The sequence below is a fragment of the Thalassotalea sp. ND16A genome (assembly GCF_000764205.1).
In the GTDB taxonomy this organism is placed as follows: domain Bacteria; phylum Pseudomonadota; class Gammaproteobacteria; order Enterobacterales; family Alteromonadaceae; genus Thalassotalea_A.
Genome location: NZ_JQDZ01000060.1, coordinates 1 through 19843 on the forward strand (window position 1 = coordinate 1; position 19843 = coordinate 19843).

A 19843-nucleotide genomic window follows, 5' to 3' on the forward strand; every position below is an offset into this window, starting at 1 on the left:
TGAAATTTAATTGTAGCTGAATTGAAATTAATTTGAGGAAGCAATTGTTTATAGGCACGCTATATCCGAAAGGGGGTTGCGGCCTGCGCCGCAATGACGTGGTTAATTGTTTCGGAGTATGCCCTGATATTGGAAGGTTAAACGTCTCTCAATGGCACTATTGAGACGATCCTCATATATCAAATCAAGTTCCAATTTATGCCTCTAAGTGGGGGGCGTCCTTTCGGGTATCAGTACATTCATGCATAAAAAAACCGTTTCCTTAATAGGAAACGGTTTTTTAATTCATGGATGAATTAACTTAGAATTTATTAAATGATAATTCTAGTTTACTTCACAGGTTAAACAAAATGAGTAAACGCCTTTCGGGTCATTTAATTGGTTAACTTGCTCAAACTCATTCACTAAATCAACAATCTGCTGTTTCAGGCTAGGGTTGGTAAAGCTAGCGGTCGATGTTTCAACTGCTGGCAAATATACTTTTGCAGTTTCAAATAAATTCTTTAGGAACAAATCTTTGGCACTAAGTTCTTTTTCCACGAGCCAAGTGTCATACACTTTTAACCCGGCACGATCAGCGGCAGCTGCCACCGCATCATCCAGATTGCCCAGTTTATCGACTAACCCTAGGTCTTGTGCTTTCGCACCAGACCAAACCCGACCTTGAGCAATACTATCAACTTCTTCGACCGTCATGCCGCGATTCTCGCTCACGAGAGTCAGGAATGAACGATAACCACGGTTGATACTTGCTTGAATAATATGGCCAACATCTTCGTTTAGTGCTCTGGTTACGCTAAGGCCGGCGAGTTCTGTAGTTCCGATACCATCAGTATGTACGCCAACTTTGTCTAAAGCTTTTTCAAAGGTCATAAACATGCCAAAAATACCGATAGAACCGGTAATGGTATTCGGTGATGCCCAGATTTCATTGGCTGAAGCGGAGATCCAGTAGCCACCAGATGCAGCATAATTTGCCATAGAAGCAATAACCGGTTTGCCAGCAGCTTTGATCAATTCTACTTCCTGGCGAATGATTTCTGAAGCATAAGCACTGCCACCCGGGCTGTCTACACGCAGTACTACCGCTTTTACTTTATCGTCTAAACGAGCTTTACGCAGTAAGGCGGCGGTTGAATCACCACCTATGCTGCCAGGTTTTTGCTGACCATTTAAAATGGTGCCTTTAGCAACCACAATGGCGACTTTATCTGTCATTGGGTTAACGGTATTGAAAGGAGACTTGTTGGCCTTTAAATAATCCTTATAGTAAATTTTACTGAAACTATCACCAGATCTCGCTTTACCCACTTTTTCAATCATATCAACGCGTATTTGTTCGCGAGTTCTTAACTCATCAACCAAACCACTTTGCAGCGCATATAAGCCAAAGCTGCCATCTGCCTGTTGCAATTTCTCTAACAAGCCCGCGGCCGTTTCATCAAAGCTGGCCATGTCGATATTACGGTTGTTGGCAATGTCGGTTTTATAACTTGTCCATAACTGACCTAACCATTCCTTGTTTGCTTCTTTTGCCTCGTCTGACATATTGTCACGAATGTAAGGCTCCACCGCCGATTTATAGGTGCCTACTTTAAACACATGCTGAGTGATGTTGAGTTTATCCAACGCCGACTTGAAATAGGTTTTGTAACGGCCATAACCTTCTAAAACCACACCACCTTCAGGGTTCATCCAAACCTTATCCGCCAGAGAAGCTAGGTAATATTGATCTTGAGAAAAGTAATCACCAAACGCTACCACCTCTTTACCTGAGGTTTTAAAGTCGATGATCGCAGCACCAATTTCTTGCAAATGATGCAGACCAGCTCGTCTCAGGTTTTGCGGGTAAATTACCAATGATTGTACTCTATCATCGGTCTTGGCTGCATTAATCACCAATTTGATATCGGCAATCAGCATTTCCGGATTTTCTTCTTCCTGACCAAACGCTTCTTTCATGATCGTATCAGCAGGGTCAACAAATTGCTTTTGCTCAACAATATTTCCATAAAAGTTTAATACTAAAGCGGTTTTCGCCGGTATTTTTACTTCTCCAGAATCATCGAGCAGGGCACTTATTAAGAAAAATACGAAGATGAAAAATATCAGGTTTAAAAATATTTTTCTTGAAGTATTAATAATGGCCCATAATTTTTTAAATACTTTTTTGATCACACTAGGTTTTTCAGACATATATCCTCACGTCTTATCTAATTTTACCCCAAACTGAATGAGTATATAGTCAACTCATACGTTGTGCAGCTTGGTGTCACGTTATGTTATTAATATACATGGCAAAACTGAAAAAAGCTTTTCATAGTTGTCACTATTAAGAATTTATTACACTTTTATTTTCAGAACCGTGAAATCTGGATTTTTATAGCAATTTATTTTCAATGTTTGAAATGAAAATTCATCTACAATGTTCTATTAAGTAGGTTAGCTGAATTCGGAATAAACAATACTCATTTTTCCAAGTTCAGAGTAGAGGCGTTTTTTAAGGAACATTATGCAGTTGCTCAGTTTATATAACAGTACCATTAACAAATTATTAAAACTCGATGCCATACCGGCATTATTGCTTCGAGTGTTTTTAGCACCGGTTTTCATCATCGCGGGTTACAATAAAATGCAATTTAGCAATAGTGAACTCGGGCTGTTTGAACAAATTATGGTAGACCCGAGTATTGTTGAATGGTTTGGCAATGCGGATTGGGGCTTGGGATTACCATTTGCCGAACTTCTTGCCAATCTAGCTGCCTGGACCGAGTTTTTTGGCGGTTGGATGCTGCTCATTGGTTTGGCAACCCGGTTAATCAGTATACCGTTGATGTTTACCATGCTAGTCGCTGCGACCTCGGTGCATCTAGACAATGGCTGGTATGCGTTAACCCCGACAAATTCTTCTACAAGTTCAGCGCAGGTATTTTCCTGGTTGGGGTTTGAAAGCGCCGATGCAAGTTTGGCCAATAGCGATGAAGCGAGCACGCGTTTGGAAAAAATAAGAGAGATCGTAGCTGAAAATGGCAATACCGACTGGCTTTATGAAACTGGCAATGTGGTCTTGCTAAATAACGGCATTGAATTTGCTGCAACGTATTTCATCATGCTGATGGCACTATTCTTTATTGGTGCAGGCCGTTATGTCAGTGTTGATTATTGGTTAACGAAAGCAGAATCAGCCAATGACAAAACAGAGAGTTAGGTATTAAACTACGAGCTTCGAGCTACTGGCTGTGTAGTTGATGAATTTACCTATCGTGTAACAATACCAACTCTGCCCGTAGCCCGTAGCCCGAAGCTATTTATATTTCACTAGCAGGTTAATAAACCGCTAGTGTCGTTATTAACAAACATGTTAATTTAACGGCTATACATTTATTACTATTTTCTATTTTATGTCTGCAATCGATTTTTTACTAAAACGCCAGTCAAATGGCTTTCTCACCGCACCGGCACCTAACAAAACCGATCTTGATGCTATTTTAACCGCAGCTCTTGCCGTTCCTGATCATGCCGGATTAAACCCGTATAAGTTTCATATTATTGCAAATCAGGGCTTGGCAAAATTGACCAACATTTATGTGCAAGCGATCAAGGCAAATACGGATGATGAACTGAAGCTAGCAAAAGCGGAAAAAATGGCTTATCGGGCGCCGATGATCATTGTGGTCTCAACCCAATATCAACAACACCCGAAAGTACCGATGCAAGAACAGTTTATTACTGCGGGTTGTGCCGTTCATTCAATGCAAATGGCCGCGGGCATTCTTGGCTATGGTGCCATGTGGCGCACCGGTGATTTGGCTTATAGTGATATTGTCAAAACCGGTCTGGGGATTGAGTCAAACAATGATATTGTTGGCTTTTTATATCTAGGCACCAAGAGCAAAGAGTTGGCCAGTAAGCCACGTCGTAACCATGCCAGCTATAGCGAATACTGGAGTTGATTTTAACTCCATAAAGTCTGCTTAAAAGTGTGTTATCTACTATAGTGATATAGCAAATTGAGCAAGTATCTACTCATTTTTAAGAGGATAAAACCATGCCAAAATACGTAATTGAAAGAGAAATTCCAGCTGCCGGCCAGTTAACCGAAGCAGACTTGCAAGGCATATCACAAAAATCTTGCCACGTACTAGATGAACTTGGCCCTAAAGTTACGTGACAGATGATAAAATATATTGTGTGTATATTTCGCCAGATGAAGAAACAGTGAGAAAACATGCTGAAATGGGCGGTTTTCCGGCGAATAGCATCGCCCAAGTGCGAACCACAATTGATCCGACAACGTCCGAGTGATGATTTAAGCAAATAGTTGACACTCTCACATTAGTCTACTGTCATAGCACTGGCGGTAAAATAACGTAACCGCCAGCTGATATTTTGCCGATAATTAGCCATTCATAAACAGCCAATAGACAAGTCAGATGATTTTAAAAACATTACGTCAAAATAATAACTATTCGCAAGACCAGCTTGCCCAAATGAGTGGTATCAGTTTACGTACCATTCAACGTATTGAGAGTGGTCAAAAAGCGAGTCTGGAATCGTTAAAATCTATTGCTGCTGTTTTTCAAATTGATGTTGCACAGTTACAGCAGGAGATCATGGTGATAGATAAAAATTCAGCCCGTTGGCAGAAAAACCCTAGATGGTTACGCATCCTTTTTTGGGGCTCGAATAAGGTGTGGATGAATAAGAAGTCGGAAGCGATTATTTTTGAATGGCTATTGGTGAGCGGGGCAATGATTACCTTAACCCTAGGTTTAAGTTATCCGCAGCCAGAGAAAGCCGAAGTGTTTCTAACTATGAGCTACGCATTTCTGTTATCCGCTTACTTGTGGGCAGTGCTCATTCGATTAAGTGATAAATACTCAATCTGGCGAAGTGCCTAAGTTGAGCGATAAATTTTTCCTACGCGAAAGACACCTGCCTGCCGGGTATAAATACTTCCATATACAAAAAAAGCTGCATAAATGCAGCTTTTTTATTTTAAAAACAGAGTTTTAATATTCAGCGGTGTTTGGCGTACGAGGGAATGGGATCACATCGCGTACGTTTTGCATACCGGTGGCATACACCACTAAACGCTCAAAACCTAGACCAAAACCGGCATGAGGTACAGTACCGTAACGACGTAAATCTCGGTACCAGCTGTAGTCTTCTTTGACTAAGCCCATTTCTTCAATACGTTGATCAAGTACTTCAACACGTTCTTCACGTTGGGCACCACCAACAATTTCACCAATGCCAGGAGCTAAGATATCCATTGCGGCAACGGTTTTGCCGTCATCGTTTAGACGCATGTAGAAGGCTTTGATATCTTTCGGGTAGTTTTGTAATACTACCGGACCACCAACGTGTTCTTCGGCAAGATAACGTTCGTGCTCAGAGTTTAAATCTACGCCCCAAGACACCGGGTTTTCAAACTTCTTGCCACAGTTTTGTAAAATCTCAATCGCGTCGGTGTAATCCATACGCACAAATTCAGAATCGACTACCGACTGTAAACGATCGATAACGGTTTTATCGACACGTTGTTGGAAGAAGGCCATATCATCGGCGCGCTCTTCCAGCACCGCTTTAAATACATAACGTAGCATTTCTTCGGCCAAAGTTGCCGCATCGCCTAAATCAGCAAAAGCAATCTCAGGTTCAACCATCCAAAATTCGGCTAAATGACGAGTCGTATTTGAATTTTCGGCACGGAATGTCGGGCCAAAGGTGTATACTTTAGATAGCGCACAAGCATAGGTTTCAACGTTTAATTGACCCGAAACCGTTAAAAACGTTTCTTTACCAAAGAAATCTTCTTTGTAATCGACTTTACCTTTGTCATCGCGTGGTAAGTTTTCCATATCCAGGGTACTTACGCGGAACATTTCACCAGCGCCTTCGGTATCAGAGCCAGTAATTAACGGCGTGCTGATCCAAAAGTATCCTTTTTCATGCATAAAGCGATGAACCGCTTGGGCTAAACAGTTACGCACGCGAGTTACTGCGCCGCCGATGTTGGTACGAGCACGTAAATGCGCTTGCTCACGTAAAAATTCAATAGAATGACGTTTCGCCGCCATTGGGTAGGTGTCTGGGTCTTCAACGAAACCAAGCACTTCAACATTCGTGGCCTGTATTTCAAAAGATTGGCCTTTACCCATAGATTCCACCAGGGTACCGGTTACCGATACCGAAGCACCAGTCGTTAATTTTAAGACTTCTTCCTGGTAATTATTCAAATCACTAGGCACAACGGCTTGAATAGGATCGAAACACGAACCATCGTGAATGGCTAAAAAAGAAATACCGGCTTTCGAATCACGGCGAGTTCTGATCCAACCTTGAACTGTTACGGTTTCACCAACTGGTGATTTACCAGCTAATGCATCAGCGATAGAAGCAACTGACATTATTGACCTCGTTTGAATATTTGGGAAATTATAATTTTAAGCTGGATATTTTACCTAGGCTATAAATAGACTCAAGTAATACTTACCCAGATCAGTCATTTTTCAGTAAAAAAGCCAATAATTACCGATCACAGTGCTAATTATTGGCATATTTTCAAATATTTTTAAAAACTTCATCGCAATCAACGATGTTGGCTAAGGCCTGAGTCAGAGTTTTTAACTCTGCTGAGCTGATGACGAAAGGCGGCATAATATAAATTAGCTTGCCAAACGGTCTGATCCACACGCCCATCTCGACAAACTTCTGTTGAATAATTGCCATATTCACCGGGTACTTAGCTTCAATCACCCCGATAGCGCCGAGAACCCTAACATCGGCAACATTCTTGCTCTGCTGTAATGGTAGCAATTCGGTTCTTAATTGTTGTTCAATGGCACTTACCTGTGATTGCCAGTCATTTTTGATCAGCAATTCAAGGCTTGCATTGGCGGTTGCACAAGCAAGGGGGTTGCCCATAAACGTTGGGCCATGCATAAAGACACCGGCTTCACCTTCACTGATCGTGTTGGCCACTTTAGTGGTGCAAAGTGTTGCTGCCAAGGTCAAATATCCACCAGTGAGTGCTTTGCCCAAACAGAGAATATCAGGACTGATGTCGGCGTGCTCACAGGCAAACAGTTTGCCACTACGGCCAAATCCGGTGGCGATTTCATCGGCTATTAATAATACTTCATATTGATCACATAAGGCTCTGCAGGCTCGCAAATACTGAGGGTGGTAAAAACGCATGCCGCCAGCCCCCTGAACTATTGGCTCCAGGATTAACGCGGCAATGTGTTGATGATTATCCGCGAATTGTTGCTTTAAGCTATCAATCGCGCTATCAACCCAGACATCATCGAAACCAATATCTGGTGCGTCGGCAAAGTAGTTTTCGGTAATAAAGCCACTAAATAAGCTGTGCATGCCATTTACCGGATCGCATACTGACATTGCCGCAAAGGTATCGCCGTGATAGCCATTTTTAATGGTTAACAGCTTATTTTTATCGGCTTGGCCTAAACTGTGCTGGTATTGGATCGCCATTTTAATGGCAACTTCTACCGCAACAGAGCCACTATCGGCAAGAAATACTTTATCCAAACCCGCCGGGGTAATATCAATCAAGGTTTTGGCTAATTGAACGGCTGGCTCGTGGGTCAAACCGCCAAACATCACATGCGAAAACTTATCAATTTGCGCTTTCATCGCATCATTGATAAATGCATTATTATAGCCATGCACTACAGACCACCAGGATGACATGCCATCAATAATTTTTTCACCGCTAGCCAAATGCAGGTAGACACCATCGGCATCGTCGACAAGATAGGATGGTAGCGGGTTGGTCATTGAAGTGTATGGGTGCCAAAGAGTTTCTTGGTCACACCTTAATAAATCTGTATATTTTTTAACCATAGGTAAACAAAAGCGCTTTTAATTAGTTGACAGCGAAGGTAAGCTAGCTAGACTACCGAGTAAATGTACAAGTTGCAATACGCTAAATAGCGATGTCATACCAATATGATCGTTTTGCTCCCCACTAAAATTAATTGAGAACCTTTATGTCTAGCACTTCACAAATTCGCCATGACTGGACCGTTGCCCAAGTTCAGCAGCTTTTTGACCTACCTTTTAATGATTTAATGTTTAAAGCACAAACTGTGCATCGTGAAAACTTCAACCCGAACGAAGTTCAGGTGAGTACTTTATTATCGATTAAAACTGGTGCCTGTCCGGAAGACTGTAAATACTGTTCACAGAGTGCACGTTACAGTACCGATGTTGAAAAAGAAAAATTAATGGAAGTGGAAAACGTATTAGAGGCGGCGAAAAAGGCGAAAGCACAAGGCTCAACCCGTTTTTGTATGGGCGCGGGCTGGAGAAATCCAAAAGCACGGGACATGCCACACATAGTTAAAATGGTCGAAGGGGTACGCGAACTAGGCCTGGAAACGTGTATGACCTTAGGTATGCTTAATGAAGATCAGGCCAATACGCTACAAGCTGCCGGACTTGATTATTACAATCATAATTTAGATACCTCGCCTGAGCATTACAATCAAATCATTACTACCCGTACTTATCAAGATAGACTCGATACCTTAACCAATGTACGTAGTGCCGGGATGAAAGTATGCAGTGGCGGCATCATGGGCTTAGGAGAAAGTGCTTCTGACAGGTCATCATTCTTAGTGCAACTGGCAAACCTGGATAAACATCCGGAAAGTGTGCCAATGAATATGTTGGTAAAAATTGACGGTACGCCATTAGCCAATGTTGATGATTTAGATCATTTCGACTTTATTCGCTGTATCGCCGTCGCTCGTATCATGATGCCTGAATCGCACGTCCGTTTATCGGCAGGCCGTGATGCAATGAATGAACAAATGCAATCAATGTGCTTTTTAGCCGGTGCTAACTCAATATTTTATGGCTGTAAATTGCTGACCACAGATAACCCGGAAGCCGATTCTGACATGATGTTATTTGCCAAATTGGGCATTAACACCGAACGCGGCATCGCCCAAACTGAAAATCAGCAAGCCGATGAAGAGTATGCCTTGCGCAGTGCGATCGTCAATAAAGAAAACGAAGAGCTATTTTACGACGCCAGCGCTAATTAAGCTTTAATACGTTAATGTCCTTCTCTTTTATAAAAGACAAATTAGCCCAGCAACAAGCGCTGAATCTCTATCGTCGACGTTCGCCGTTAACTATAGGGACAGGGCGCTACTTGCAGCATCAAGATAAGCAATACCTGAATTTTTCCAGTAATGATTATCTGGGGTTGTCGCAACACAAGGATATTGCCGCAGCTTTTAAGCAAGGTGTAGACACATATGGCACCGGATCGGCGTCATCGAGTTTAATTACCGGCTACAGCTGTGCTCATCAGCAATTGGAAGAAGAGCTCGCCGAGTGGCTAGGCGCGCCCAGGTGTTTATTGTACTCTACCGGCTTTTCGGCAAATTCCGGGGTACTATCGGCACTGGGACAACAAACGGCGAGCCAGTACTTTTTGGATAAACTCAGCCATGCTTCGCTGATCGATGGTGCATTTAATGCGAAAGCGAAAACCAAGCGTTTTGCCCATAACGATGTAGCACAACTTGCCAAGCAATTAAGCACGAGTACGGCAAAAGATACGCTTATTGTTGCCGAAGGCGTTTATTCAATGGATGGCGATACCGCGCCACTCAACGCCATTAACGATTTAGCGCTAAGTCATAATGCCAATGTATTGGTCGATGATGCCCACGGGGTTGGTGTATTAGCAGAAGATGGCAGTGGCACATTATCGGCTCAGCAGGTTGCAAAGAGCGATCACATTATTCAGATGGTTACTTTTGGCAAGGCATTGGCCACTCAAGGTGCGGCGGTACTAGGCAGTGAAGAGTTAATTGAATACTTAATTAATCACTCAAGAGACTACATCTATTCTACCGCCATGCCAGCAGCTAATGCAGTGGCAACGCTGGCAAGCGTGAAGGTGTGTAAACGCGAGCACTGGCGACGTGAAAAAATCGCTGAGCTAACCCGGCAGTTTAAACAACAGCTGGATAGCAGCATTGAAATTACCGATTCGCAGTCATCAATTATTGGGGTGCTCACCGGCTCAGAAGAAAATGCTTTATGTTGCCAACGGCAGCTAAAAAATTTAGGGTTTTGGCTATCGGCAATTAGGCCGCCAACCGTTGAAAAGGGCAAATCAAGGTTACGCGTTACTATTACCGTAAATCATAATGCACATGATATCAATAACTTAGCTAATGCTATTAATGAGGTGTTAGGCAAATGCCTACAGAACAATTAATTCAAACAAGGCAGCAAGAAGCGCCGGTAAAAACTGAAAAAAATAGCATCGAAGGTGTTGCCAAAGCCTTTGGCAGTGCCTGTGCGTCTTATGATCTTGCCGCCCGATTACAACGTTACTCGGGCAAACAGTTGCTTTCATTTTTACCCGATGCGGCCAGTAGTACGGTGTTAGATCTCGGCTGTGGCACAGGTTTTTTTGCCAACACTCTGGCTGATATTTACCAAACCGTTTGTGCCGTGGACATTTCAAAGCAGATGTTGAACTTTTCGAAACAGAATCGCAGTGCAAAGATCCATTGGTTAAATGCCGACATCCAAAATTTACCGATTAAGGATAACAGTGTTGATATTGTTTACTCAAATTTGGCGATTCAGTGGTGTGAACCATTAACCGACACCTTTATCGAAATAAAACGGGTATTAAAACCCGGTGGTATTTTCATCTTTTCGACCTTGTTAGATGGCACGTTAATGGAATTAAAAAGCTCATGGCAAAAAGTTGATAACGACCAGCATGTGATTGACTTTAATTCTTTTGCGACGGTTGAACAGGCAGTTACTGATGCGCATTTAAGTATAAATGAATTGCAACAATCGGCAATAACGCTGGATTATGACAATGTACGTCACTTAGCGAAAGAATTAAAAGGCTTAGGCGCGAATCATTTGCCGCGAAAAAGTAAAAAGGGCTTAGCGGGTAAAACCAGCTGGCAAAACATGAGTAATGCCTATGACGTGTATAAAGATAGCGCCGGCAATTACCCGGCAACCTATCAATTATGTATTGGTGCGGTGGTAAACTCATAATGGAACTTTTCATCAGCGCAACCGACACCGATGCCGGTAAAACCCTGGTTGCTTGTGCCATTACCGCGAGTTTTGTCAGTGCCGGCAAGCGAGTTGCGGTATTTAAACCTTTGTCAGCAGGTTGCGAACTCATTGATAACCACCTGGTAAACGAAGATGCCAAATTGTTGCAAGGCTTTGCCAATTGCCAACAAAGCATTGAACAGATCAACCCGATCGCTTTTATCGAACCTATTGCGCCACACATTGCTGCGGCGCAAGAAAATAAAACCATAACCAGTCAATTGATCGCTAACGATTACGCCAAGATCAAAGCGCTTAACAGCGATGTGATCATCACTGAAGGTGCTGGTGGCTGGCGTTTGCCGTTGGGCAATGGCGAATATTTGTCAGACTTCGTCAAGGGTGAAAGTTGTGGGGTGATATTAGTGGTAGGGATGAAACTGGGATGTTTAAACCATGCAATGCTAACCTATGAAGCGATTATTGAAGATGGTTTGCAAGTTGTCGGTTGGGTCGCCAATCATCCGCAAGCAATGCCTTACCTGGAAGAAAATATTGAGCTTTTATCTTCAGCAATAAAAGCACCACTGCTCGGCCGTTTAGCACACATGGACAGCGTAGAGCAGGCAGCCCGTTGTCTGGATCTCAGCTTAATTAATGTTTAAATCGGCAAGGGCGGTTTGCATTCGGTCTGTATATTCATCATAGTTAATGGTGACCCCCGCATAGGGAACAAAGACCAATTCGCGAATTTCACCTAAGTGCTCGTCAATCATTGCCTTGGCATGTGCTAAATATTGAGTATCGCCAACTCTCGAGCTGCTTAATAGTAATAAGTTTTTACTCATGGCAATTCATTTCCCTCATGCTGCTTCATTTTCTAATCGTTATTCATTACCAGCCATTATAGCTGATTCTTCAATTCATTGATTGCTGCCGTGGCTAAAAAACCGGAGCGGGTTTTGTGCTCGGCATCGGTGGCAACTCGTTCATCAATTTTCTTAATTAACAGCTCAGGCAGGGTGACATTTATTTTATGACTTTTTCCTAAGAACGGGGTGATATCAATATCGACAACGGCCCAAACACCACCGCGATATTCCATCTTGGAAACGTGCGTTTCAAAAGTTGAAGCCTTAGGGATGTCTTCTGAATATTCGGCCAACAACGACAGGTGAGACTCGATCACCGCGATAATTTCATTTAAACCCATATCCATGGTTTTGGCTCGACACTCACAACCAGGCATATCCGGCACGGTAATTTTGTAATCATTTTTTTCAGGGTTAAACAACAACACGATTGGGAAGCGCATTACATTCTCACTATTAAATCAGGTAAATATTTGATAACTCTAACAACTCTAAAAGCAGAAATCAACAAGACTCCGGTAACCCCGCAAATAAACGCAAAGCTAACCCCGGTAACTCTGCGTGTCACTTGTCGAATAACCCCGATACCTCCATCAATTAGTTGGTAAGTAATTACAAATTAGCAAGTTACTAACATGGCACAGTTTCAGTTCAGCGATTTAAATTTACAGGTTTTGGCGCATTTACGAAAAGTTAATAAACAATTTATCCACAAGATTTAGCCGCCGAACTAAAGGTAGGGTTATTAGAGGCTTTAACTGCTTTATGGAAGTTATATTTTCAGCAAGGTTTTAGCTGAACTGCTATCAGTATTGACCATAGATAAAGGCCGAAATATGATGGGTTGTTGTGATTTAACCGGGCTTATTTGCTCAAGTTTAACTGACTTTAATTGACACTTTGGTAGTGTTTAATGCTTAGTTCGATGTCTCTTTTAAGCTGAGCTGGTTCAAACGAATATATATTGCTGGCTAGTTTCTGGTTCGGTTTAAGCACCGCTTGCAATTGCCCTTCAGGATTTATTAAGAATAAACTTACCCCGTGACTTACTTGCAACTCTGTCTGGCCATTATTATTGGTTACTGTGTTTATGGTCGATTTAATCCCGAGTGAACGGGCTAAATTTGAGCTGTTGCTATTGTCATTAGTCGCGGTTAAACCAATGAATTCAGCATCGAAATAGGCTAAATAATTTTTCAGTTTATCGGGTCTGTCTCTTTTTGCATCTACGGAATAAAACACCACGTTTGCGTCGATGAGGCTGCCTCGAATTTGCTCTTTTAATTGTTTTAACACCATTAATGTTGTTGGACAAATATCAGCACAATTAAGGTAGCCATAACTGATTAAGTGCCAACTGTTGAGTAAATGCTGATTGCGAAAAGCGAAATTGTTTTGATCGACTAACTCGAAATTAGACAAGGATATCGGGGTTCTTAATATTTTCCCCTGGATGGTGGGGACCGGGTAATCTTGCTGTTGTTTAGACAGTGAAAGGTAGGCAAATATCGTGCTTATTACCAAGAACAATACCAGTAAAGGGTATACGGCTCTTGTACTGAATCTAGCTAATGGCTTTGTTTCTCCAGCACTCATCTTCAATAATGCTTGGTTAAGTTAATAACATTAAATAATGATCAAACAGTAAGGCGACAAAGATAGCAAATAAGTAATAGATAGAAGCATAAAAACATTTTATCGCGGTTTTCGCTGTCGCAAAATATTTTAGTTTCACCGCATGCGATAAGTACCAAGCCCCTGCAACTATCGAAATGAGTAAATAGCAACCACCGCTTAACTGATTAAAATAGGGAAACATGCTAACAACAATGGTAACACAGGTATAAACCAAGACGCAGCTTTTGGTGTGGCTTATGCCCTTGACCACTGGCAACATAGGGACGTTCGCTTTTTTGTAATCTTCCACTCTGTCTATCGCCAAAGCCCAAAAGTGTGCCGGGGTCCAGACAAAGATGAAAGCCAATAGCATTAACCCGTTCATACTGATGTCATTAGTCATTGCGGTCCAGCCAAGTAATGGGGGTAAAGCACCCGATAAGCCACCAATAACAATATTTTGCGGGGTTTTATGTTTTAAATAAAAGGTATAGATAAACGCATAGCCGATAAGACCAGCAAACGTTAATAACGCCGTTAACGGGTTAATAAAGATGACTAAGACAAGCATCGATATCAGGGAAAGCGAGATGGCGAGTAAGATTGCACTGCAATCAGATACCGTTTTTAACACCATAGGGCGGTGTTTGGTACGTTGCATTTTTGCATCAATGTTGGCATCGACTAAATGATTGACAATTGCTGCCGCACTTGCTGCAAAACCAATGCCGATAAGAGCAAGTAGCATAGTGAACAGGCCATCGACCGAGCTTAGTTGGTTGATATCGGTAATGGTAAGTTGCATACCGACAAAAGCGGTGATCAGTAGTAACAACACAACCTTAGGTTTGCATAAGGTGACATAGTCTTGCCAAGAACCCTGAACGTCGTCTTCTACTACGGTAATTTTAGCCATTGCTGCTCCCTTAGAAGCTTAGTTGCTTATTGCTCTGGATTGATAAAATCAATACGGTTTAAATAGGTGTAGTCTGCTTCGATTGCCATCAGCGCAATGAGTATTAAAATGGCAATGGGAGGGACAAACAGCAGTAACTTCAACGACAGTTTCTCCCAGTTCACGTGCATGAAGATACTGAGGATCAACCCGGCTTTTAATAACATAAAGACGATGATTAAAGTCCAGCGTAGCAGTCCCTGAACTTGAAAATAATCGACCAAATACGATAGGGTACTCAGTACAAATAACAGAAACCAGATTTTTAAATAAATGCCGATCGGATGCTGTTGCTCTGCGTTATCGCCCATAAGTTGTCTCCCAATACGTTTGCTGATGCCAATGACTATTACCAGAGATAGAAAAATGCAAAAATAAATACCCAGACCAAATCGACAAAATGCCAGTACAAACCGGTGATCTCGACAATATGAAAGCCTTTTTTATCGTAATCACCTTTACGCACCTTATTGGCAATAATGGCTAAATAAATCACCCCGCAACTCACATGCAAGCCATGAAAACCAGTGATCATAAAAAATATTGAGCCAAACTGTGGCGCTCCCATCGGGTTGCCCCAGGGGCGAATGCCTTCATCGACGATTAATTTTGTCCACTCAAATGCTTGCATGCCAACAAAAGACGCACCTAATAGTGCGGTTGCTAGCATTAACCAAAACGTTTTCGACTTATCACCGCGATAAGCAAAGTTAACGGCCATGGCCATAGTGCCACTGCTGGTGATCAGGATAAATGTCATGATGGCAATTAACAGCAGAGGAATATGATGGCCAGCAATGGTTAACGCGAATACTTCACTCGAGCTTGGCCAACTGGCGGTAGTCGTCATCCGCACGTTCATATAACTGGTAAGGAAAATGCTGAAAATAAAGGTGTCACTTAGCAGAAAGATCCACATCATCAATTTGCCCCAGGGCATATTGAATACTTCTTTGTCAGCGGCCCAGTCGGTCACTACGCTGTGCATGCCTGATTCTTGTTCGACTTGACTAAGCTGATTGGGCTGATCTTGTTGTTTATCGGTTGTCATAATTACACCTAAAATCCGCAAAGTTCGGCAATTACTTTGAATGTTTCAGTAGAGCTGGTTAGCAGTGCAAATAAACATAACCACACCAGAAATAAATAATGCCAATAGGTTGAGGTAAGTGCTAAGGCCGAACTGAACGATTGTTTGTTCGGTTTTTGTTGATAAATAACGAGCAAACGTAGCAAGACAAAAACGCCACCTAACAGGTGCAATGCGTGCAAGCCGGTAAATAAATAAAAGAAACTGTTTGCCGGGTTTGAATAAACAAAATAGCCATTAGTTATCATCATTTGCCATACCTGGTATTGGCCTTGAATGAAGACGAAGCTAAGCATAATCGCTATAGCAACTAATAATGTGTGCCGCCGGGCTGAAATTTTACCCGCATATTTGCTGGCTCCATGTAAGACCACACTGGCGAGAAATATATAAAAGGTGTTCAGCCATAACTGGCTTTTATTTTCTAACGGCAACCACGGTTCTCCGGCTAATGCCTGAAAGTCGCCAAATTGTGAACGCGATAAAAAGGTAATGGTAAACAGCAAAAACAATACACTGACCACCGCCAGAAAAAACTTTAAAGCGGTTTTTCCGGGGGAGGCTAATGGCGCCTTATCTGCTGTAGCCTGGTCGATTTTCTCACTTTGCAACCAGGGTTTTACCGTAAGATCATTGAAGAATCCCATGTCTAATCCTCTTTATGACCAGTGAATGTCGAGCCATCGTTCATCTCAACGTCTTCATTGGCAACACTTTGTGGAATGAAATCCTGTTTCGCCCCTGGTACGCTAAAATCGTACGCCCAACGATGTACTACCGGTAGCGTTTTGCCCCAATTGCCATGCCTTGGCGGGGTGTCAGGCGTTTGCCATTCCAGAGAAGTAGCTCCCCAAGGATTTGCTGGCGCTTTTTTACCATATTTCAGACTGTAAATAATGTTAAATAAAAATATTAATTGCACCACACCGACGATAATCGCCGACACGCTGATACTGGCATTGAGGGAATAGGCCGACTCGGGAATGAAGTTACTGTCGCCCATGGCAAAATAACGTCTTGGCACCCCTAAAAACCCTAAATAATGCATCGGCAGATAGATGGCGTAGGTGCCGAGGAAGGTAAGCCAGAAATGCCATTTGCCCAGGCCATTATGAAAATAACGGCCTGTAATTTTGGGATACCAATGATAAATGGCCGCAAACAGTACCATCACCGGTGATACCCCCATCACCATATGAAAATGGGCCACCACAAAATAGGTATCGGATAATGGCAAATCGACCACCACATTGCCTAACCAAAGACCGGTTAAACCGCCGTGAGTAAAGGTGAATATAAAGCCAATGGCAAATAACATCGGCACGGTTAAATGAATGTTGCCTTTCCATAGCGTTAACACCCAGTTATAGACTTTTAAAGCGGTTGGCACGGCGATGATCAAGGTGGTGGTGGCAAAAAAGAAACCAAAGTAGGGGTTCATGCCACTGACATACATATGATGTGCCCAGACAACAAAACTTAACCCGCCAATGGCGACAATTGCCCAAACCATCATCCGATAACCAAAGATATTCTTTCTCGCATGGGTGGCAATAACATCGGAAACCATACCAAAAGCGGGTAAGGCGACGATATACACTTCCGGGTGACCAAAAAACCAGAATAAATGTTGGAATAAAATAGGGCTACCACCGGAAAACTCCAGGCTTTCCCCTAAGCTCACAATGGCAGGCATAAAAAAGCTGGTACCGAGTAGTTTGTCAAACAACATCATAATGGCGCTAACTAACAGTGCCGGGAACGCCAACAAACCCAATATCGTGGCAATGAAGATGCCCCATATGGTTAGCGGCATGCGCATTAATGTCATACCACGAGTTCTTGCTTGTAACACTGTGGTGACATAATTTAATCCGCCCATGGTAAAGGCGACGATGAATATAGCGAGTGATACCAGCATCAGGATAATGCCTTTACCGGCCCCAGGTGTGCCTTGTAAAATTGCCTGCGGCGGGTAAAGAGTCCAGCCAGCACCGGTTGGGCCGCCAGTGACGAAGAAGCTACTCACCAGCACAATAACCGCTAATAGGTAGGTCCAATAACTGAGCATGTTGAGATAGGGGAATACCATGTCTCGGGCACCCACCATTAATGGGATCAAATAATTACCAAAGCCACCTAACAACAGTGCGGTTAATAGGTAGATCACCATGATCATGCCATGCATCGTGACAAATTGCAGGTACGAGCTCGGGTCAATAAAAGAAAAACTGTCGGGAAAGCCTAATTGCAGGCGCATCATACCGGATAATACCAAAGCAATTAACCCAACAAAAATTGCCGTTATGGCGTACTGAATGGCAATCACTTTATGATCCTGGCTCCAAATATACTTGCGGACAAACCCTGTTGGTTCGTGGTCTTCTTCTATCTGATCCGCAATTGCTACGTGTGTCATAAAAAACCCTATTAAGCTACCTGGCTAAATTATTCTTGCGATAGTTGTTGGCTATGTTGCGAATTATTCGCTGAAAGTTGACTGATATAGGCGGTAACATCGTCTATGGCTTGTTCATCTTGTAACAGCCTGGCCATCAAGATCATTTGCTTGCCATATAAATCCTGTTGATGATTGCCTCGTAAGTCATTCTTGAAATTCAATATTTGTCGCTTTAAATACCATTGGTGCTGGCCAGCAAGTTTTGGCGCGTTTAAAGCGTAATTACCTTCACCATTACTGCCATGGCAAAAACTGCAGTTTCGGTATAAAGATTTTCCGTTACTGGCATTTGAGTTGTCGTTGATAGTAATACTGGCTTCAGCGCTTGCTGAACTGGGCGCTAATGACTCGATGTAAGCCGCAACATTTTCAATCGCTTGCTTATCCGGTAAGGTCGGCATCATTGCTGCCATTTGCGTGCCAAACGAGTCGGCAGGAGAAGCACCTCTTACTTTGTCTTTAAAATAATTGAGTTGTCTTTGCGTATACCAGCTCTTCATGCCGGCTATTTTAGGCGCGTTCATCGCTTCATTGCCTAAGCCTTGCTCGCCGTGACAGGCAACACAGGCAGCAAACAGGTTTTTCCCTGCCGCGATATCGGCCTTTGGTTTCATTAGGGTGTCGGCAAAAGTGGGATAGGATGCCAGCCAATGTTGATATTTCTGCTTGCTTTCAATAACGATGTTACCGCGCATCAGATAATGAGCAATGCCGCACAACTCCTGACATAAAATTTCGTATCTACCTTTTTTCGTAGGCGTGAACCAGAAATAGCTGGTTAACCCCGGCACCAGATCCATTTTTACCCGAAACTGTGGGATGGCGAAATTGTGTAAAACATCCTTAGAGCGTTGTAAAACTTTCACGCTTTGATCAACCGGCAGATGCAGCTCATTAGAATTCACCAATACATCATCTTGCCCATAAGGATCATCAGGACTCATGCCGAAAGGGTTGCTGGCGTTAATTAACCGACTATCAATTTTGCCTAACACCCCGTCTTTGCCAGGAAAGCGGAAATTCCAACTCCATTGTTGGCCAACGACTTCAAACTCTTTGGCATCTTCGGGTACATCAACAAATTCATTCCACACAATCAAACCTGGAGCAAGCATAGCGGCAACACCAATAGTGGTAATGATGGTTAATATCGCTTCGAGTTTTTTATTTTCAGGCTCATAGTCGGCCTTGCGATGTTTTTGATAACGAAAACGATATACGGCATAAGCCAAAAACAGATTAACCAAGATAAAGACGATACCGGTGATCCACAAGGTGATATCGATGGTGTTATCGATTGAGCTCCAATTGGAGGCGATGGGAGTGAACCACCAGGGGCTGAAGACATGAAATAATACGGTTGCCAATACCAATAAAAGAATAACAATCACGATTGCCATGCTTAATAGATCCTTTCGTTTAGATTTTTATTACTCTAGTAATCGCTATCCTTAGCACTACTTAAGTTGAAAACATCTAAATGACAACCTGACTCAAAGGGTTTATCTAATTGATATACTCATTGAAAATTTGGTTCCAGCACAACGAAACTCCGACAGGACCTAATTTTTATTCCTTGCTCTCTAAACATAGCCCATTTTCGTATTTTGACCACAAGTTACTGAAATTTAGTTGCTCTTCGAATTGACTCAAATTAAAGGTAACCCTAGCGATTTAGCAATAAGCTGAAAAACATATCGTTGACTCATAATTAATGTAACCCTGTTCAGGAGCATTAATTATGCAGCTTAAAGAACGCAGAAGTT

The 19843-nt window shown here is 42.5% G+C and carries 21 protein-coding genes; 9 read left to right on the forward strand and 12 right to left on the reverse strand.

The window, feature by feature from the left end:
- Positions 1 to 324: 324 nt before the first annotated feature.
- Complete coding sequence (gene sppA / locus ND16A_RS09135; RefSeq protein WP_033077653.1) at positions 325 to 2196, reverse strand: signal peptide peptidase SppA; 1872 nt, start codon at positions 2194 to 2196, stop codon at positions 325 to 327.
- 313 nt (positions 2197 to 2509) lie between these two features.
- On the opposite strand from sppA, the gene ND16A_RS09130 reads away from it, so the two are divergent.
- From ND16A_RS09130 to ND16A_RS09120, 5 genes are all read left to right on the forward strand, one after another.
- Positions 2510 to 3208, forward strand: coding sequence for an HvfX family Cu-binding RiPP maturation protein (locus ND16A_RS09130; protein ID WP_443080340.1), 699 nt, complete (start codon positions 2510 to 2512; stop codon positions 3206 to 3208).
- 193 nt (positions 3209 to 3401) lie between these two features.
- Positions 3402 to 3953 carry a nitroreductase family protein gene (locus ND16A_RS09125; RefSeq protein ID WP_033077655.1) on the forward strand — a complete coding sequence of 184 codons (552 nt, stop codon included), beginning with the start codon at positions 3402 to 3404 and terminating at the stop codon, positions 3951 to 3953.
- 95 nt (positions 3954 to 4048) lie between these two features.
- Complete coding sequence (locus ND16A_RS21715; RefSeq protein ID WP_235282106.1) at positions 4049 to 4171, forward strand: DUF4242 domain-containing protein; 123 nt, start codon at positions 4049 to 4051, stop codon at positions 4169 to 4171.
- 20 nt (positions 4172 to 4191) lie between these two features.
- Complete coding sequence (locus ND16A_RS22005; RefSeq protein ID WP_200880831.1) at positions 4192 to 4305, forward strand: nickel-binding protein; 114 nt, start codon at positions 4192 to 4194, stop codon at positions 4303 to 4305.
- Positions 4306 to 4433: 128 nt separating this feature from the next.
- Positions 4434 to 4901, forward strand: coding sequence for a helix-turn-helix domain-containing protein (locus ND16A_RS09120; protein ID WP_033077656.1), 468 nt, complete (start codon positions 4434 to 4436; stop codon positions 4899 to 4901).
- A gap of 111 nt (positions 4902 to 5012) precedes the next feature.
- On the opposite strand, the gene asnS is transcribed toward ND16A_RS09120, so the two are convergent.
- Complete coding sequence (gene asnS / locus ND16A_RS09115) at positions 5013 to 6413, reverse strand: asparagine--tRNA ligase (RefSeq protein WP_033077657.1); 1401 nt, start codon at positions 6411 to 6413, stop codon at positions 5013 to 5015.
- Positions 6414 to 6567: 154 nt separating this feature from the next.
- Entirely contained in the window at positions 6568 to 7872 is a 1305-nt protein-coding gene (gene bioA / locus ND16A_RS09110; RefSeq protein ID WP_033077658.1) for an adenosylmethionine--8-amino-7-oxononanoate transaminase, read from the reverse strand.
- A gap of 146 nt (positions 7873 to 8018) precedes the next feature.
- Here bioA and bioB point away from each other — a divergent pair, with 146 nt between their 5' ends.
- Genes bioB through bioD form a run of 4 tightly spaced genes read left to right on the forward strand, consistent with a single transcriptional unit; the run spans position 8019 to position 11747 of the window.
- Positions 8019 to 9080, forward strand: a complete 1062-nt coding sequence (bioB, locus tag ND16A_RS09105) for a biotin synthase BioB (protein WP_033077659.1) — start codon at positions 8019 to 8021, stop codon at positions 9078 to 9080.
- Positions 9081 to 9094: 14 nt separating this feature from the next.
- On the forward strand, positions 9095 to 10270 hold the full coding sequence (locus tag ND16A_RS09100; RefSeq protein ID WP_033077660.1) for an aminotransferase class I/II-fold pyridoxal phosphate-dependent enzyme: 1176 nt from the start codon (positions 9095 to 9097) through the stop codon (positions 10268 to 10270).
- Complete coding sequence (bioC, locus tag ND16A_RS09095; protein ID WP_052073084.1) at positions 10252 to 11079, forward strand: malonyl-ACP O-methyltransferase BioC; 828 nt, start codon at positions 10252 to 10254, stop codon at positions 11077 to 11079. The genes ND16A_RS09100 and bioC overlap by 19 nt, the downstream gene beginning before the upstream one ends.
- The gene (gene bioD / locus ND16A_RS09090) at positions 11079 to 11747 is read left to right on the forward strand and encodes a dethiobiotin synthase (RefSeq protein ID WP_052073085.1); all 669 of its coding nucleotides are present in this window, start codon (positions 11079 to 11081) and stop codon (positions 11745 to 11747) included. The genes bioC and bioD overlap by 1 nt, the downstream gene beginning before the upstream one ends.
- On the opposite strand, the gene ND16A_RS09085 is transcribed toward bioD, so the two are convergent.
- The 9 genes from ND16A_RS09085 to coxB all read right to left on the reverse strand — a co-directional run bounded on the left by ND16A_RS09085 (position 11733) and on the right by coxB (position 19477).
- Positions 11733 to 11930: a Type 1 glutamine amidotransferase-like domain-containing protein gene (locus tag ND16A_RS09085; protein WP_033077661.1), complete on the reverse strand. Its 198-nt coding sequence runs from the start codon at positions 11928 to 11930 to the stop codon at positions 11733 to 11735. The genes bioD and ND16A_RS09085 overlap by 15 nt on opposite strands.
- A 56-nt stretch (positions 11931 to 11986) precedes the next feature.
- Entirely contained in the window at positions 11987 to 12397 is a 411-nt protein-coding gene (locus ND16A_RS09080; RefSeq protein WP_033077662.1) for a type II toxin-antitoxin system HicB family antitoxin, read from the reverse strand.
- 445 nt (positions 12398 to 12842) lie between these two features.
- The gene (locus ND16A_RS20250) at positions 12843 to 13478 is read right to left on the reverse strand and encodes an SCO family protein (protein ID WP_235282107.1); all 636 of its coding nucleotides are present in this window, start codon (positions 13476 to 13478) and stop codon (positions 12843 to 12845) included.
- A gap of 88 nt (positions 13479 to 13566) precedes the next feature.
- Positions 13567 to 14487, reverse strand: coding sequence for a heme o synthase (locus tag ND16A_RS09075; protein ID WP_033077663.1), 921 nt, complete (start codon positions 14485 to 14487; stop codon positions 13567 to 13569).
- 26 nt (positions 14488 to 14513) lie between these two features.
- Entirely contained in the window at positions 14514 to 14837 is a 324-nt protein-coding gene (locus tag ND16A_RS09070; RefSeq protein WP_033077664.1) for a cytochrome C oxidase subunit IV family protein, read from the reverse strand.
- Between the two features lie 38 nt (positions 14838 to 14875).
- Entirely contained in the window at positions 14876 to 15514 is a 639-nt protein-coding gene (locus tag ND16A_RS09065; RefSeq protein ID WP_152593862.1) for a heme-copper oxidase subunit III family protein, read from the reverse strand.
- Positions 15515 to 15585: 71 nt separating this feature from the next.
- Positions 15586 to 16263, reverse strand: coding sequence for a cytochrome c oxidase subunit 3 (locus ND16A_RS09060; protein WP_033077666.1), 678 nt, complete (start codon positions 16261 to 16263; stop codon positions 15586 to 15588).
- Positions 16264 to 16265: 2 nt separating this feature from the next.
- Positions 16266 to 18035, reverse strand: a complete 1770-nt coding sequence (locus ND16A_RS09055; RefSeq protein ID WP_033077667.1) for a cytochrome c oxidase subunit I — start codon at positions 18033 to 18035, stop codon at positions 16266 to 16268.
- A gap of 29 nt (positions 18036 to 18064) precedes the next feature.
- Positions 18065 to 19477: a cytochrome c oxidase subunit II gene (gene coxB, locus ND16A_RS09050; RefSeq protein WP_033077668.1), complete on the reverse strand. Its 1413-nt coding sequence runs from the start codon at positions 19475 to 19477 to the stop codon at positions 18065 to 18067.
- Between the last annotated feature and the right edge of the window lie 366 nt (positions 19478 to 19843).

What these genes read in the sequence shown, in the direction of transcription:
- sppA (WP_033077653.1), bottom strand. Translation starts at nt 2,196, where the DNA reads ATGTCTGAAAAACCTAGTGTGATCAAAAAAGTATTTAAAAAATTATGG.
- ND16A_RS09125 (WP_033077655.1), top strand. Translation starts at nt 3,402, where the DNA reads ATGTCTGCAATCGATTTTTTACTAAAACGCCAGTCAAATGGCTTTCTC.
- ND16A_RS21715 (WP_235282106.1), top strand. Translation starts at nt 4,049, where the DNA reads ATGCCAAAATACGTAATTGAAAGAGAAATTCCAGCTGCCGGCCAGTTA.
- ND16A_RS09120 (WP_033077656.1), top strand. Translation starts at nt 4,434, where the DNA reads ATGATTTTAAAAACATTACGTCAAAATAATAACTATTCGCAAGACCAG.
- asnS (WP_033077657.1), bottom strand. Translation starts at nt 6,413, where the DNA reads ATGTCAGTTGCTTCTATCGCTGATGCATTAGCTGGTAAATCACCAGTT.
- bioA (WP_033077658.1), bottom strand. Translation starts at nt 7,872, where the DNA reads ATGGTTAAAAAATATACAGATTTATTAAGGTGTGACCAAGAAACTCTT.
- bioB (WP_033077659.1), top strand. Translation starts at nt 8,019, where the DNA reads ATGTCTAGCACTTCACAAATTCGCCATGACTGGACCGTTGCCCAAGTT.
- ND16A_RS09100 (WP_033077660.1), top strand. Translation starts at nt 9,095, where the DNA reads ATGTCCTTCTCTTTTATAAAAGACAAATTAGCCCAGCAACAAGCGCTG.
- bioC (WP_052073084.1), top strand. Translation starts at nt 10,252, where the DNA reads ATGCCTACAGAACAATTAATTCAAACAAGGCAGCAAGAAGCGCCGGTA.
- bioD (WP_052073085.1), top strand. Translation starts at nt 11,079, where the DNA reads ATGGAACTTTTCATCAGCGCAACCGACACCGATGCCGGTAAAACCCTG.
- ND16A_RS09085 (WP_033077661.1), bottom strand. Translation starts at nt 11,930, where the DNA reads ATGAGTAAAAACTTATTACTATTAAGCAGCTCGAGAGTTGGCGATACT.
- ND16A_RS09080 (WP_033077662.1), bottom strand. Translation starts at nt 12,397, where the DNA reads ATGCGCTTCCCAATCGTGTTGTTGTTTAACCCTGAAAAAAATGATTAC.
- ND16A_RS09075 (WP_033077663.1), bottom strand. Translation starts at nt 14,487, where the DNA reads ATGGCTAAAATTACCGTAGTAGAAGACGACGTTCAGGGTTCTTGGCAA.
- ND16A_RS09070 (WP_033077664.1), bottom strand. Translation starts at nt 14,837, where the DNA reads ATGGGCGATAACGCAGAGCAACAGCATCCGATCGGCATTTATTTAAAA.
- ND16A_RS09065 (WP_152593862.1), bottom strand. Translation starts at nt 15,514, where the DNA reads ATGCACAGCGTAGTGACCGACTGGGCCGCTGACAAAGAAGTATTCAAT.
- ND16A_RS09060 (WP_033077666.1), bottom strand. Translation starts at nt 16,263, where the DNA reads ATGGGATTCTTCAATGATCTTACGGTAAAACCCTGGTTGCAAAGTGAG.
- ND16A_RS09055 (WP_033077667.1), bottom strand. Translation starts at nt 18,035, where the DNA reads ATGACACACGTAGCAATTGCGGATCAGATAGAAGAAGACCACGAACCA.
- coxB (WP_033077668.1), bottom strand. Translation starts at nt 19,477, where the DNA reads ATGGCAATCGTGATTGTTATTCTTTTATTGGTATTGGCAACCGTATTA.